This is a genomic window from Pseudomonas sp. JL3 (assembly GCF_031570575.1).
Taxonomy (GTDB): domain Bacteria; phylum Pseudomonadota; class Gammaproteobacteria; order Pseudomonadales; family Pseudomonadaceae; genus Aquipseudomonas; species Aquipseudomonas cucumis.
Map to the genome: position 1 here is coordinate 74,361 of NZ_JAKWJK010000007.1, position 14,736 is coordinate 89,096.

11 protein-coding genes are annotated in these 14,736 nt (G+C 59.9%); 4 read left to right on the forward strand and 7 right to left on the reverse strand.

Translation table 11 applies throughout. The features are described from left to right. Positions 1 to 85 precede the first annotated feature (85 nt). From MMG91_RS14535 to edd, 6 genes are all read right to left on the reverse strand, one after another. Positions 86 to 1,393 (reverse strand): ABC transporter substrate-binding protein, encoded by a 1,308-nt coding sequence (locus MMG91_RS14535; protein ID WP_305446591.1) that lies wholly within the window; start codon positions 1,391 to 1,393, stop codon positions 86 to 88. A 129-nt stretch (positions 1,394 to 1,522) separates the two neighbouring features. Beyond that, positions 1,523 to 2,782: an AGE family epimerase/isomerase gene (locus MMG91_RS14540; RefSeq protein WP_310659984.1), complete on the reverse strand. Its 1,260-nt coding sequence runs from the start codon at positions 2,780 to 2,782 to the stop codon at positions 1,523 to 1,525. A 173-nt stretch (positions 2,783 to 2,955) separates the two neighbouring features. Continuing rightward, positions 2,956 to 4,383 (reverse strand): ATP-binding protein, encoded by a 1,428-nt coding sequence (locus MMG91_RS14545; RefSeq protein ID WP_405046541.1) that lies wholly within the window; start codon positions 4,381 to 4,383, stop codon positions 2,956 to 2,958. A gap of 31 nt (positions 4,384 to 4,414) precedes the next feature. Next, positions 4,415 to 5,146 carry a response regulator gene (locus MMG91_RS14550; protein WP_008006907.1) on the reverse strand — a complete coding sequence of 244 codons (732 nt, stop codon included), beginning with the start codon at positions 5,144 to 5,146 and terminating at the stop codon, positions 4,415 to 4,417. Positions 5,147 to 5,324: 178 nt separating this feature from the next. Beyond that, a complete protein-coding gene (locus MMG91_RS14555) occupies positions 5,325 to 6,275 on the reverse strand; it encodes a glucokinase (RefSeq protein WP_310659985.1) in 951 nt (316 codons plus the stop codon). Continuing rightward, entirely contained in the window at positions 6,272 to 8,098 is a 1,827-nt protein-coding gene (gene edd, locus MMG91_RS14560; protein WP_305446595.1) for a phosphogluconate dehydratase, read from the reverse strand. The genes MMG91_RS14555 and edd overlap by 4 nt, the downstream gene beginning before the upstream one ends. 218 nt (positions 8,099 to 8,316) lie before the next feature. Between edd and gap the strand changes: the two genes are divergently transcribed. From gap to MMG91_RS14575, 3 genes are all read left to right on the forward strand, one after another. Further along, positions 8,317 to 9,318 (forward strand): type I glyceraldehyde-3-phosphate dehydrogenase, encoded by a 1,002-nt coding sequence (gene gap / locus MMG91_RS14565; protein ID WP_008013978.1) that lies wholly within the window; start codon positions 8,317 to 8,319, stop codon positions 9,316 to 9,318. A gap of 94 nt (positions 9,319 to 9,412) precedes the next feature. Continuing rightward, positions 9,413 to 9,877, forward strand: a complete 465-nt coding sequence (locus MMG91_RS14570) for a methylglyoxal synthase (protein WP_305449843.1) — start codon at positions 9,413 to 9,415, stop codon at positions 9,875 to 9,877. A gap of 94 nt (positions 9,878 to 9,971) precedes the next feature. Beyond that, positions 9,972 to 11,303, forward strand: a complete 1,332-nt coding sequence (locus tag MMG91_RS14575) for a CoA transferase (protein ID WP_310659986.1) — start codon at positions 9,972 to 9,974, stop codon at positions 11,301 to 11,303. Positions 11,304 to 11,419: 116 nt separating this feature from the next. On the opposite strand, the gene arcD (MMG91_RS14580) is transcribed toward MMG91_RS14575, so the two are convergent. Next, positions 11,420 to 12,847 carry an arginine-ornithine antiporter gene (gene arcD / locus MMG91_RS14580; RefSeq protein WP_310659987.1) on the reverse strand — a complete coding sequence of 476 codons (1,428 nt, stop codon included), beginning with the start codon at positions 12,845 to 12,847 and terminating at the stop codon, positions 11,420 to 11,422. 444 nt (positions 12,848 to 13,291) lie between these two features. Here arcD (MMG91_RS14580) and arcD (MMG91_RS14585) point away from each other — a divergent pair, with 444 nt between their 5' ends. After that, complete coding sequence (arcD, locus tag MMG91_RS14585) at positions 13,292 to 14,719, forward strand: arginine-ornithine antiporter (protein ID WP_305446598.1); 1,428 nt, start codon at positions 13,292 to 13,294, stop codon at positions 14,717 to 14,719. Positions 14,720 to 14,736: the final 17 nt, after the last annotated feature.

The following is a 14,736-nucleotide window of genomic DNA, read 5'->3' on the forward strand; positions in this document are numbered from 1 at the left end:
TGAAGTTAAACCGAGTCGCCTGCATCGCGGGCAAGCCCGACTCCCACATAAGCCCTTTCCCACAGGGGTCACGCGGCGTCAGGGATTACTGGGCAGCTTTGACGGCCGACGCCAGTTGCGCGCTGGCCTTGGCCGGATCAGCGTTCTTGTCGTTCATGAAGTTGGTGACCACATCGAAGATCGCGCCCTGAACGGCCAGGGAAGTGGCCATGTTGTGCGCCATGCTCGGTTGCAGGCCGCCCGTCTTCTCGTCAGCCAGGAAATCCTTGGCAGACGCTTGAGCGCAAGAATCGAAGCCCAGCGCGCTCATGTCGTTAAGCATGTCGGTACGCACCGGGATCGAGCCTTTGTTGATACTGAAGATTTTCTGGAAGTCTTTGCCCAGAGCGACCTTGGCCAGGTCTTGCTGGGCGGCGATGTCACCTTTGCGATCGGCTTTGAGCTTGAACACAGCCATCGAGTCGATGTTGTAGGTGAAGGCTTTTTCAGTGCCCGGGAACGGCACGCACTGGTAGTCCTTGCCTGCGACTTTCTTCGCGGCGGTCCATTCGCTCTTGGCCCAGTCGCCCATCATCTGCATGCCGGCCTTGCCGTTGATGACGTCGGCCGCAGCGATGTTCCAGTCACGACCAGCGCGGTTCGGGTCCATGTAGCCGGTGATTTTTTTCAGCTCGGTGAAGGCCTTGGCCATCTCCGGCCCGGAAAGGGTTTTTTGGTCCAGGTCGACCAGGGCTTTCTTGTAACCGTCTGCGCCCATGACCGAGAGCACCACGTCTTCAAACACGGTGCTGTCCTGCCAAGGCTGGCCACCGTGGGCGAGCGCGATGAAGCCGGCGGCTTTGAGCTTGTCGCCAGCGGCATAGAATTCTTCGAGGGTGGTCGGCGCTTTTTCGATCCCGGCTTTCTTGAAGACTTCCGGGTTGATCCACAGCCAGTTGACGCGGTGGATGTTCACCGGCACGGCGACGTAGTCGCCTTCGTATTTCACGGTGTCGGAGACTTTCTTGATCAGCAGGTTATCCCAGCCTTCGGACTTGGAAACCTCTTTGAGGGTGTCGGTGCTGAGCAGGCCGGTGCTGCCCCATTCCTGGATGTCCGGACCTTTGATCTGGGCAACGCCCGGCGGGTTACCGGCCACGGCGCGGCTTTTGAGTACGGTCATGGCCGTGGAACCGCCACCGCCGGCGACTGCGCCGTCTTTCCAGGTGAAGCCGTCTTTTTCGACTTGGGCCTTGAGCACATCGACGGCCGCTTTTTCACCACCAGACGTCCACCAGTGAACGACTTCCACCGAACCTTTGGCATCGGCGGCAAGGGCACTGACAGGGAATGCAGCAACGGGAAGCAACGAAGCGAGAGAAATGACAGTAGCGAGGCGAGAAATCGCATTCATCTAGTAGTACCTTTCTTGTTGTTATGCATGCAAGTCTGGTGCTTGCGCTGCATAGGATTCTAAACAGGGGATGCCCCTTCGCAGGTAACGAAGGGACGCGCGAATGTCACCATATGGTTACATAGCTGGTTACACAGCAACGCTCCGGGACAATTGCGCCAGCGCAGTGGCCATGCTCGGCGCCAGCGGCAGGCGCGGGATCAAAACGGCTTGCCAGGCGTGATACAGGTCGGGTTTGCCGGCCCAGATATCGGCGCTCGGACGGTTCAGCGGATCGAGTTCGTGATGCCAGCTGCCATCGCAACGGTCAATGAAATGACTGTCACAGAATTCCCAGAACAGTCGGTACCAGCGCTCGTATTGCTCATCACCGGTGCGTTTAAGCAGCGCACTGGCGGCGGCACTGGCTTCGGCGTGGGTCCAGTGCAAGCGATGGCGAACCACTGCGCGATTGTCCCAGTCGAGGGTGTAGACAATGCCCGGCGCACCGTCGACGCCCCAGCCGTGACGGCAATTGTGGTCGAAGAGTTTTTGCGCATCGGTGACGAGCCAGCCCGGCGTGAGTATCCCGGCCTGCACCCGCGCCGCTTCAAGGTGAAGCAATAGGCGCGCCCATTCGAAACCATGGCCCGGCGTGGTGCCGTAAGGGCGGAAACCGTCAGCCGGGTTGTCGTGGTTGTAGTCACGCAGCGGCTGCCAGTCGCGGTCGAAATGCTCGACCACCAGGTAATCGTTGGCTGCGGCGTGATCGTGAATGACGCGCTCGACGATGCGTTGGGCGCGAATCAACCAGCGGTTGTCCTCGGTGACATCGGCCAGGGCGAGAAAGGCTTCGGTGGCGTGCATGTTGCTGTTGGCACCGCGATAGGCTTCTTCGCAACTGAAGTCGCGGTTGAAGGATTCGCGCATGGCGCCCTCCTCCTCACTCCAGAAATGCGTGTCGATGATGTGGATCGCATCGTCGAGCAAGGCTTGTGCACCGGGGCGCTGAGCGACCACCGCAGAACTCGCGGCCAATGCCACGAAGGCATGCAGGTAAGCGGCTTTGCCTGTATTGCCGTCGCGGTGTTCGGGTGTGGCGAACCAGCCGCCGTGTTCGGCATCACGCAGCGGCCCGCTGAGGGCTTTGATGCCGTGATCCACCAGCTCGGCAAAACCCGGCAGGCCCTGGATGTGCGCCATGGCGAAGCTGTGGGTCATGCGCGCGGTGTTCATGGTTTCGGCTTGAGCATTGGCCGGCAGGCGCCCCTTTTCATCGAGGTTACCGAAGCCTTCGGCAAGCTTTGAAGCCTTGGCAAACGCCAACAGGCGCAGGCCTTCGGTGGCGAGCCAATGCTGATGGGCAGGCGCGTTCAGCCAACTGCTGAAGGCCGGTTGGAAGGTGTCCATGGGAGTACCTTTTTTGTTGTTATGACTGGGGGCAGTCTAAACAACGAGCGGTGGCAGGCAGGTAACGAAGGGGGCGAGTTATGTCACCGAGTTGTGACATTCACCCTGGAAGATGTGCTGGGTCTTCTGACGCCATCGCGAGCAGGCTCGCGATGAACGATAACGCGGTGCCGCTAATCAACACTACGTGGCAACTGCAACGTCACCCGCAACCCGCCTTCACGCAGGTTTTGCAGGCTGACTTCACCGCCATGGCTGTGGGCAATGTTGCGCGCGATCCCCAGCCCCAGACCATAACCCTGTTGCTGCCCGGCCAAGCGGAAGTGCGGCTCGAACACCTGTTCCAGCCGTTGCTCCGGTACGCCCGGCCCTTCATCGTCGACATGCAGGACGAACGCACTCTCATCGTCATCGATGTGCAGATGCGCGTTCTGCCCATATTTCAAAGCGTTGTCGATCAGGTTGCCAATGCAGCGCTTGAGCGCCAATGGCTTGCCGGGATACGGCGCCAGCGCCCGACCGTGCTGGGTCACGCGGCCATTGCCGTTAGGCGCCAGATAGGGTTCCACCAGACAGTCGAGCACATGATTGAGGTCCACCGGCTCGATGTTTTCGTGGATGTCGGTGTCTTTCACGCATTGCAACGCGCCTTTGACCAGCAGCTCCAGCTCATCCAGATCACGACCGAACTTGGCTTGCAGCTTTTCGTCTTCAAGCAGTTCAACCCGCAATCGCAGCCGGGTGATCGGCGTGCGCAAGTCATGGGAAATCGCGCTGAACAATTGGCTGCGTTCGGTCAGGTAACGGCTGATACGCTCACGCATCGCATTGAAGGCGCGGCCCACTTCCACCACTTCACTGCCGCCACCCTCGGCCACCGGTTCGACTTCGGCACCCAGAGACATGTCCCGAGCTGCCCGCGCCAATCGCTTGAGCGGTCGGCTCTGCCAGTGCACCAGCAGGCCGATGAACAGCAGCAGGAAACCGCTGGTGAGCACGATGAACCAGACCTGCTGCGCCGGCAGGCCCTGTTCTTCGAGACTGGTGTAGGGCTCGGGCAACAGGGAGGCGATGTACAGCCATTCGCCCGGCGCCATCTGGATTTGTGTGACCAGCACCGGCGGGTTCACCGGTTCCAGGGTCAATGCGTAATGCGCCCAGGAGCGCGGCAACTCATCGAGCTTCAAGCCGCCGTTGAAAATCCGCAGGTCTTCGGGGCTGACGAAGGTCACCGAGATGTCGGTGTCCTGGCCCAGCGACTGACGCAGCACTTCGTCCACCGCCTTGAGCACCGCTTCTTTGCGCGGGGTGATCGGCAGCACTTCCATCCCTAAGGGTTTGTCGTTGAGCGTCACCACAAACCGGGTGCCGCCCATGCTGCGCAATTGATCGAGCACCAGCGGTCGAAACGCCACCGGCAACGAGCGGAAATAACTGACGCTGGCCGTCATCGAGTGAGCCAGGCTACGGGCACTCGTGACCAGGCCTTCAAGTTGCGTGGCGCGCAATTGCGACACCCAGATCACGCTCGACAGCGCCTGGGCGAACAGCACCGCCAGCAGGGTCAGCAGCAACATGCGCCCGAGCAGCGAGCGGGGCACCGGTAGCCGCCCGGCGAGTTTGCGCAGAAAATCAGTGACCATTGCTGGCAACCACGTTCGCTGCCAGTTGGTAGCCACTGCCGCGCACGGTACGGATCAGCCGGGGAGGTTTTTCGGTGTCGCGCAGGCGCTGCCGCAAACGGCTGACCGCCATGTCGACGATGCGATCGAGCGGCATCAGGTCACGGCCACGGGTGGCGTTGCCGATGGTGTCGCGGTCGAGGATTTCCTGAGGGTGATCGAGGAACAGTTTCAGCAACGCAAAATCGGCGCCCGAGAGAATCACTTCTTCGCCGTCGATGTGGAACAGTCGATGGCTGACCATGTCCAGCCGCCAGTCGTCGAAAGCCAACACTTCGCTGCCGGAACGCTCCTGACCGAACTGCGCACGGCGCAACAAGGCTTTGATGCGCGCCTGCAATTCACGGGGGCTGAAGGGTTTGCCGAGGTAGTCGTCTGCGCCCAGTTCGAGGCCGATGACGCGGTCGGCCTCGTCGGAGCTGGCGGTGAGCATGATGATCGGCACATGGGCTTGGCGCGGGTGCTGGCGGATCCAGCGGCAGAGGCTGAAACCGTCTTCGTCCGGCAGCATCACATCGAGAATCACCAGATCGCTCGGCGCCTCGTTCAGGGCCTGACGAAAGCCTGCACCGTCAGGCGTGGTGCGGACCTGGAAACCGGCGCGGGTCAGGTAGGTGTCCAGCAACTCGCGTATCTCTTGATCGTCATCGACCAACAAAATCGACTTGTTGACTGAGCTCACAGGGCGGCATCCTTGTTGTTGGTGTTGGGGAGGATTATGCCTGATCGATCGTGGATCTATAGTGTGTCGATCGTTCCCACGCTCTGCGTGGGAATGCAGCCCGTGACGCTCCGCGTCACTGGACGCGGAGCGTCCCTTGAAGCATTCCCACGCAGAGCGTGGGAACGATCATACGGTTTCAAGCCTGATCGAGCGCCACACCCGCGCCAACGAGGCCGGAATACGGCGCCGTCACCAGCCACACCGGAATGCCTTTGAAGTAATCGCTCATGCAACCCTTGTCGGCGAAGCAACGGGCGAAACCGCTGTTGATGAAGAAATCGGCAAACCGCGGAATCACTCCGCCAACGATGTAAACGCCACCGCGCGCCCCCGTGGTCAGCACGTTGTTGCCGGCCACGCGACCGAGCCAGCAGCAGAACTGTTCGAGCACTTCCATGGCAATCGGATCGCCCGCCAGCCCGGCCTTTGTGATCGCCTCAGGCGTGTCGAGCACAGGCGTGTGACCGTCCACCGCGCAGATCGCCCGGTAGACTCGCGGCAAACCACTGCCGCTTAACGCGGTTTCAGCGCTGACATGACCGATCTCGTTGTAGATGTGTTGCCACAGTTGGGTTTCCCGTGGACTGCTGAGCGGCAGATCGACGTGACCGCCCTCCCCCGGCAACGGAGCAAAACGCCCCCCGCCCAGATCGAGCAACGTGCCCACGCCCAGGCCAGTGCCCGGACCGATCACCACCGCCGGCCGCAACGGTTCCGGCGTGCCTTCGCAGACCACCCGGAACTCGCCCGGCTGCAAGCGGGTCATGCCCAGCGCCATTGCCGAAAAATCGTTGATCAACAGCAGTCGATCCACCTGCAAGGCCTTGCAGAAACCCTTGCGACTGAGCCGCCAGTGATTGTTGGTGAACTTGAATTCATCACCGCTCACGGGGCCTGCCACCGACAGGCACACCGAACCGATCGACCCCGGCGCCAGACCGAGCCCGCTCAGGTAGAGCGCAATCGCCTCCTCCGGGCTGGCGTGGTCTGCCGTCGCCAGCACCTGGACCGATTCCAGCTGCTGGTTTTTCCACAACGCGAAACGTGCGTTGGTGCCACCGATGTCACCGACCAGAGCCAGTTTCAATTAAGCGTCTCCAGGGCAGAAGTAAAGGCGCTGGCGCCTTGCTCTGCGGAGCTGAAGGCCATGCGCATGAAACCAAACAGTTCGCGACCGCTGCCAATGTTGTTGCCCAACAAACCTTTGGCTGGCTCGCGCGCTGCGAATTCTTCGGCGTCCACCTTAAGCTCCAGAGTGCCTTTGACGCCATCAACGCGGATGATATCGCCCTCTTGCACTCGCGCCAAAGCGCCGCCCACATAAGCTTCGGGGCTGACGTGGATCGCCGCCGGGATTTTCCCCGAGGCGCCGGACATGCGCCCGTCAGTCACCAACGCGACTTTGAAGCCGCGATCCTGCAGCACGCCGAGGAACGGCGTCATCTTGTGCAGTTCCGGCATGCCGTTGGAACGCGGGCCCTGGAAGCGCATCACCGCAACGAAATCCTTCTCGAGCAAACCGGCCTTGAAGGCATCGGCCAGATCCTGCTGATCCTGGAACACCATGGCCGGTGCTTCGACGACCTGGTTTTCCAAAGCGACGGCGGATACTTTCATCACACCACGGCCGAGGTTGCCTTCCATCACGCGCAAGCCACCCTCCGCCGAGAATGCGCGAGCGACCGGGCGCAGGATGGTTTCGTCGAGGCTTTCGATCGGGCCTTCGCGCCAGACCAGTTCGCCGTTTTCGAGAAATGGTTCCATGGTGTAGCGGCTCAGGCCGTGGCCGAGCACGGTGTTGACGTTTTCGTGAAGCAGGCCGGCTTCCAGCAATTCGCGAATCAGGAACGACATGCCGCCCGCCGCCTGGAAGTGGTTGATGTCGGCTTTGCCGTTCGGGTACACATGACTCAGGGTCGGCACCACCTCAGAGAGGTCGGCCATGTCCTGCCAGGTCAACTGGATGCCCGCGGCCATGGCGATCGCCGGCATGTGCAGGGTGTGGTTGGTCGAACCGCCGGTGGCGTGCAGGGCCACGATGGAGTTGACCAGCGAACGCTCGTCGACGATTTCGCCGATCGGCATGAAGTCGCCGTTCTGCTTGGTCAAGCGGGTGACCTGGTGCGCCGCTTCGCGAGTCAGGGCATCGCGCAACGGGGTATTCGGGTTGACGAAAGAGGCGCCCGGCAAGTGCAGGCCCATGACTTCCATCAGCAACTGGTTGGTGTTGGCGGTGCCGTAGAAGGTGCAGGTGCCAGGGCTGTGATAGGACTTCATCTCCGATTCCAGTAGCTCTTCACGCGTCGCCTTGCCTTCGGCGTAGCGCTGACGCACATCGGCTTTCTGCTTGTTGGAAATGCCCGAAACCATCGGCCCGCCCGGCACGAAAATCGTTGGCAGATGACCGAAACGCAACGCGCCCATCATCAGGCCCGGCACGATCTTGTCGCAGATGCCGAGCATCAGCGCGCCATCGAACATGTTGTGGGACAGCGCAACAGCGGTGGACAGTGCGATCACTTCGCGGCTCGGCAGGCTCAGTTCCATGCCCGGCTCGCCCTGGGTCACGCCATCGCACATCGCGGGGGTGCCGCCGGCAAACTGGCCGACGGAGCCGATTTCGCGCAGGGCTTTTTTGATCTGTTCCGGGAAGACTTCGTACGGCTGGTGCGCCGAGAGCATGTCGTTATATGACGAAACAATTGCGATGTTGGCGGAGTTCATCATCCGCAGGCTGTGCTTGTCGTCGCTGCCACACCCGGCCACGCCATGGGCGAAGTTGGCGCATTGCAGCTTGCCGCGCATCGGGCCGTCGCTGGCGGCGCCGCGGATCAATGCAAGGTAAGCCTCACGCGTGGTGCGGCTGCGGGCGATAAGCCGTTCGGTGACCTCAAGGACGCGGGGATGCATGTGTAGAACTCCAGGCTAACGGATGTGGCGACCTGATTGTCTATGCTGATCAAGCACCGCTGTGATTGGGATGACAGACGGTTTCTTGATCATTCGGACCAGTTGATTCAGGTCACTCGTTGTAGATAAAACAAAATATTGCCACTAAAAAGGCTTGTTTTCTATTTTTTTGCGAATAATCTTGTAATTCCAACAACAAAACGACGGCGGCGCTATCAATGACTCTTCGAATCGCAATCAATGGTTTTGGCCGTATCGGCCGTAATGTCCTGCGCGCACTGTATACCCAAGGTTATCGTCAGGATCTGCAGATCGTAGCGATCAACGACCTGGGCGACAGCTCAATGAATGCTCATCTGCTCAAGTACGACACCGTTCACGGCACATTCGATGCCGATGTCCAGCACGATCAGGAAAGCCTGACTGTCAACGGCGACCGTATTTCGGTCAGCGCAATTCGCAACCCGGCCGAACTGCCTTGGGCTGCGGAAAAGGTCGACGTCGTGTTCGAATGCACCGGTTTGTTCACCGACCGTGCCAAAGCCGCCGCGCATATTACGGCCGGCGCGCGCAAAGTGATTATCTCGGCCCCGGCCAAAGGCGCTGACGCCACTGTGGTTTATGGGGTTAACCACGACATTCTGCGCCAATCGCACCAGATTATTTCCAACGCCTCGTGCACCACCAACTGCCTGGCTCCGGTGGCCCAGGTGCTGCACCGCGAGCTGGGCATTGAAAGCGGTTTGATGACCACCATCCATGCCTACACCAACGACCAGAACCTGACCGACGTCTACCACACCGACCCGTACCGCGCCCGTTCCGCCACCCAGAACATGATCCCGAGCAAGACCGGCGCCGCTGAAGCCGTGGGCCTGGTGCTGCCGGAACTGGCGGGCAAACTGACCGGCATGGCGGTGCGTGTTCCGGTGATCAACGTGTCGCTGGTGGACCTGACCGTGCAGCTCAAGCGTGAAGCGTCGGCCGATGAAGTCAACGCGATGCTCAAACAAGCCAGCCAGCACTCGAAGATTCTCGGTTACAACACCCTGCCGCTGGTTTCCAGCGACTTCAACCATAACCCGCTGTCGTCGATCTTCGACGCCAACCACACCAAGTCCAGCGGCAAGCTGCTCAAAGTGCTGGCCTGGTACGACAACGAATGGGGCTTCTCCAACCGCATGCTCGATAACTGCCTGGCGCTCTGCAACGCCGAGTAAGCGCCTCGCTCTACGTTGAACGCGGCCCCTACGGGTATGTGAAACGCCGGAAAATGCGTCGTTGCAGGCGCATTTTCGTCTGGAGAAGCAAGCGATGATCGGTATCAGCTTTACGCAAAAGACCCTGGCGGCGCGCAAGCGTATCGCCCTGGTTGCCCACGACCACTGCAAAATATTTTTGCTGGACTGGGCCGAGCGGCAGAAAGACAAACTCGCGCAACATGAACTGGTCGCCACCGGTACGACGGGGTTGTTATTGCAACAACGCCTCGACCTGCCGGTGGAAAGCATGATCAGCGGTCCGCTGGGCGGCGATCAGCAACTCGGCGCGCGAATCGCCGAGCAGCGGGTCGATATGCTGGTGTTCTTCTGGGACCCGTTCGAACCGCAACCCCACGACCCGGACATCAAAGCGCTGCTGCGGGTCGCGGCGGTGTGGAACATCCCGGTGGCCTGCAACGAGTGCAGCGCCGATTACCTGCTCAGCAGCCCGTTGATGGATCAGGCTCACGAACACCGCATCCCGGATTACGCGACCTATCTGCTGGGTCGTGGGTAATGCGCTCGGAATCACTCGCGATACCCTCCTGACACAAATCCCGGGCGGCGAGTATTTTGATCTATGCTCGGGCTCTCGCTCCGGAGGGCCTTCGATGACTGATTTACTCACGTCCATTCAAGCCGCACTCGGCTTGCCGCACACCTCAATCCCGTTCACCTCGAGCGGCGCCTTGCCCTCGGCGTTTGCCGTCACCGACCTTGCCTGCGCCAGCATTGCCGCTGCCGGTCAGGCTGTCAGTCAATTGCTGCAACAACACACCGGCCGTTTGCCTACCCTTGAAGTCGACCGGCGCCTGGCGTCGTTCTGGTTTGCGACGTCGATCCGCCCCGTGGGCTGGAGCGTTCCACCGTTGTGGGACCCGGTTGCCGGTGACTATGCGACCAAGGACGGCTGGATCCGCCTGCACACCAACGCGCCTCATCATCGTGCCGCCGCTGAAAGCGTCCTCGGTGCCTGTGCCGACCGCGCCGCGATGGCGAGCAAGGTCGCTCAATGGGCCAAAAGCGATCTGGAACAGGCCGTAGTGGGTGCCGGTGGTTGCGCGGCCGAAATGCGCAGCTGGGCGCAATGGCAAGCGCATCCCCAAGGTTTGGCGGTGAATGCCGAGCCGTTGATTCAGTTCAGCGCCGACAACGACCAAAACCCCAAACCGTGGCAAGGCTCAGTGGCGCAACCGCTGGCCGGGATCAAAGTGCTGGATCTCACACGGGTACTTGCCGGCCCGATCGCCAGCCGCTTCCTCGCAGGGCTCGGTGCCGACGTGCTGCGCATCGACCCACCGACCTGGAACGAACCGGGCGTAGTGCCGGAAGTTACTTTGGGCAAACGCTGTGCGCGCCTGGATCTGCACGACAAGACTGATCGTGCGGTGTTCGAAAGCCTGCTCAAGGACACCGATATCTTGCTCCACGGCTACCGCGCCGATGCATTGGAAAGGCTGGGCTACGGCGTCGCCGTGCGTCAAAAACTGGCGCCGGGCCTGATTGATGTGTGCCTCAACGCCTACGGTTGGAGCGGCCCCTGGCAGAACCGTCGCGGGTTCGACAGTTTGGTCCAGATGAGCAGCGGGATTGCCGAAGCGGGGATGCACTGGAAGAAAGCGAATAAACCGACGCCGCTGCCGGTGCAGGCCCTCGACCACGCCACCGGGTATTTGATGGCGGCTGCGGCGATCAAATTATTGGGACAAGGCGGGGTGGCCAGGTTGTCGTTGGCGCGGACCGCCAAGTTGCTGATTGAAAATGGCGCGGGGACCGGTGAGGCGTTGCGGGCGGAGGATCAAAGCGATCAAGGGATGCTGGTTGAGCAGACACCTTGGGGGCCGGCCCATCGGTTGCAGGTGCCGTTGAAAATCACCGGGACACCGTTGCAGTGGGCGCTGCCGGCCGGAGAATTGGGTTCTCATCGTGCGCAGTGGTGGTGACCATCAGATAGCTATCGCAAGCAGGCTCGCTCCTTCAGGCTAACCTGATCGCCGCGGCCACAAAAGACCCAGCATCACCGACCAGTCATAAGGCGGTTGATACGTCAGCAACAATCTCACAACGACAGTAACCCGCTGTACAACCCATACGCCGCCAACCCCGCCCCGGCGACCACACCGCTGAAAATCCCCTTCTCCACCGACGTAAACAATGGCTCGCCCTGTTCCCGTTTAGCCTTGGCAAACAGAATCACCCCCGGCGCATACAACAACGCCGAGAGCAGCAGGTATTTCACGCCGCCGGCATACAACAACCAAACCGCGTAACACAGAGCAATGCCACCGATCAGCAAGTCTTTCGTGCGCTCGGCCGAAGCATGCTCATAGGTTTCCCCTCGCCCGCTCAACAACACCGCATACGCCGCCGACCACAGATACGGCACCAGAATCATCGATGAGGCGAGGTAAATCAGGCTGGTGTAAGTACCGGCGGAAAACAGCGTGATCAGCAGAAAAACCTGGACCATCGCGTTGGTCAGCCACAGCGCATTGACCGGCACATGATTGGCGTTTTCCTTGGTCAGGAACGCCGGCATGGTCTTGTCTTTCGCGGTGGCAAAGAGGATTTCGGCGCAGAGCAGTGCCCAGGACAGCAATGCTCCCAACAGCGAAATAGCCAGGCCGATGCTGATCAGCAGCGCGCCCCAAGGGCCGACGATATGTTCCAGCACCGCCGCCAGCGATGGGTTCTGCAAGGTGGCCAATTCCGGCTGGCTCATGATTCCAAGGGACAACACGTTCACCAGCACCAGCAGCGCCAACACACCGATAAAACCGATGACCGTCGCCCGGCCCACGTCCGAACGCTTCTGCGCCTTCGCCGAATACACACTGGCGCCTTCAATGCCGATGAAGACGAACACGGTGACCAGCATCATGTTGCGCACCTGATCCATCACGCCGCCGAAATCCGGGTTGCTGCGGCCCCAGATGTCGCGGGTGAAGATGTCCGCCTTGAAGGCCACGGCGGCGATAACGATGAACATGATCAGCGGCACGATCTTGGCCACAGTGGTCAGTTGATTGATGAACGCCGCCTCCTTGATTCCGCGCAGCACCAGAAAATGCACGGCCCACAGCAGCACCGAGGCGCAACCGATGGCGATCGGCGTGTTGCCCTGGCCAAACACCGGGAAGAAATAACCGAGCGTACTGAACAGCAATACGAAATAACCGACATTGCCCAACCAGGCGCTGATCCAGTAACCCCAGGCAGACGAGAACCCCATGTAATCGCCGAAACCGGCCTTGGCGTAGGCGTACACCCCGGAATCCAGTTCGGGTTTGCGATTGGCCAGGGTCTGAAAGACGAAGGCCAGGGTCAGCATGCCAACGGCAGTGATCGCCCAACCAATCAATATCGCCCCGGCATCGGCACGCGCCGCCATGTTTTGCGGTAACGAAAAAATCCCGCCGCCAATCATTGACCCCACCACCAAAGCGATCAGCGCACTCAGACGAAGCTTTTGTGTCGGTTGCGACATTCGTGCGTCTCCATTTACCCCGCCGCGCTATCGCCGCGAGACCGTCATATAGTCGGTTTTTAACTAAATAGATAAAGCGTAATAACGTTTATCAATTAACGCCAATCCTGGATTTTTATAACTGACCACGCTATCGAACCTGTTTGAAAATAGCGGCTTAGTCGCAAGACCCTAACAAATCCATATCTCCGCAAATTCAATGCCCAACACTTGCCAAAGCAAGAAAACAAACTAGCGTCTAAATCTCAACTGATACGCTTTTTTCTTTAACTTTTAACAGAGGCCTCTGGAAAGGGCTTTCCGGGCATTAGCCTTTATGCCTGCCAAAGACTCATAAGTCTTTAATTAACAATGGAATGTGATCATGCATTGATCTAAATCAGATGATTGAACAGCGAACGAAACTAACCTGTTTTCTCTCTTCTCCTGCATTGGAGTCATGCAATGTCTGAATCCCCCGGAAAACTGAAACTCGGTGCACTCGTTGCGTTGGTTGTCGGCTCAATGATTGGTGGCGGGATTTTCTCTTTGCCCCAGAACATGGCCGCCAGTGCCGACGTCGGAGCCGTTCTTATCGGTTGGGCAATTACCGCGGTAGGGATGTTGACCCTGGCCTTCGTCTTCCAGACCCTCGCCAATCGAAAACCTGATCTGGACGGCGGTGTTTACGCCTACGCCAAGGCCGGTTTCGGCGACTACATGGGTTTCTCGTCCGCCTGGGGTTACTGGATCAGTGCCTGGCTGGGTAACGTCGGCTATTTCGTCTTGCTGTTCAGCACGCTTGGCTATTTCTTCCCCATTTTTGGCGAGGGGAATACTTTAGCTTCGGTGATCGGTGCGTCGGTGCTGCTCTGGGGTGTGCATTTCCTGGTATTGCGCGGCATCAAGGAAGCAGCGTTCATCAACCTGGTGACCACCGTCGCCAAAGTCGTACCGCTGCTGCTGTTCGTCCTGATCGCCGTGTTCGCGTTCAAACTGGACATCTTCACCGCCGACATCTGGGGCCTGAAAAACCCGGACCTGGGCAGCGTGATGAATCAGGTGCGCAACATGATGCTGGTCACCGTGTGGGTGTTCATCGGCATCGAAGGCGCGAGCATTTTCTCGGCCCGTGCGGAAAAACGCAGCGACGTGGGTAAAGCCACCGTCATCGGGTTCATCACCGTGCTGCTGTTCCTGGTGCTGGTGAATGTGCTGTCGCTCGGGATCATGACCCAACCGGAACTGGCAAAACTGCAGAACCCGTCCATGGCCGCGGTGCTGGAACACGTGGTCGGTCATTGGGGCGCGGTGCTGATCAGCGTCGGCCTGATCATCTCGCTGCTCGGTGCGCTGCTGTCGTGGGTATTGCTGTGTGCGGAAATCATGTTTGCCGCCGCCAAGGACCACACCATGCCGGCGTTTTTGCGCAAGGAAAACACCAAACAGGTACCGGTCAACGCCTTGTGGCTGACCAACGCCATGGTCCAGTTGTTTCTGATCATCACGCTGTTCTCGGCCAGCACTTACCTGTCGCTGATCTACCTCGCCACCTCGATGATTCTGGTGCCGTACCTGTGGTCGGCGGCTTACGCGCTGCTGCTGGCGGTGCGCGGCGAGAGTTATGAGAACGCTTTGGCCGAGCGCAGGAAAGACCTGTTCATCGGCGCCGTCGCGTTGATTTACGCGGTCTGGCTGATCTATGCCGGCGGCGTCAAATACCTGCTGCTCTCCGCCCTGCTCTATGCGCCCGGCGTGATCCTGTTCGCCAAAGCCAAACTTGAAGTCAACAAACCGGTTTTCACCAACGTCGAGAAGCTGATTTTCGCAGCGGTCATCGTGGGCGCCCTGGTGGCAGCTTACGGGCTGTATGACGGCTTCCTGACTCTATAACGCCCGACTCATTTATC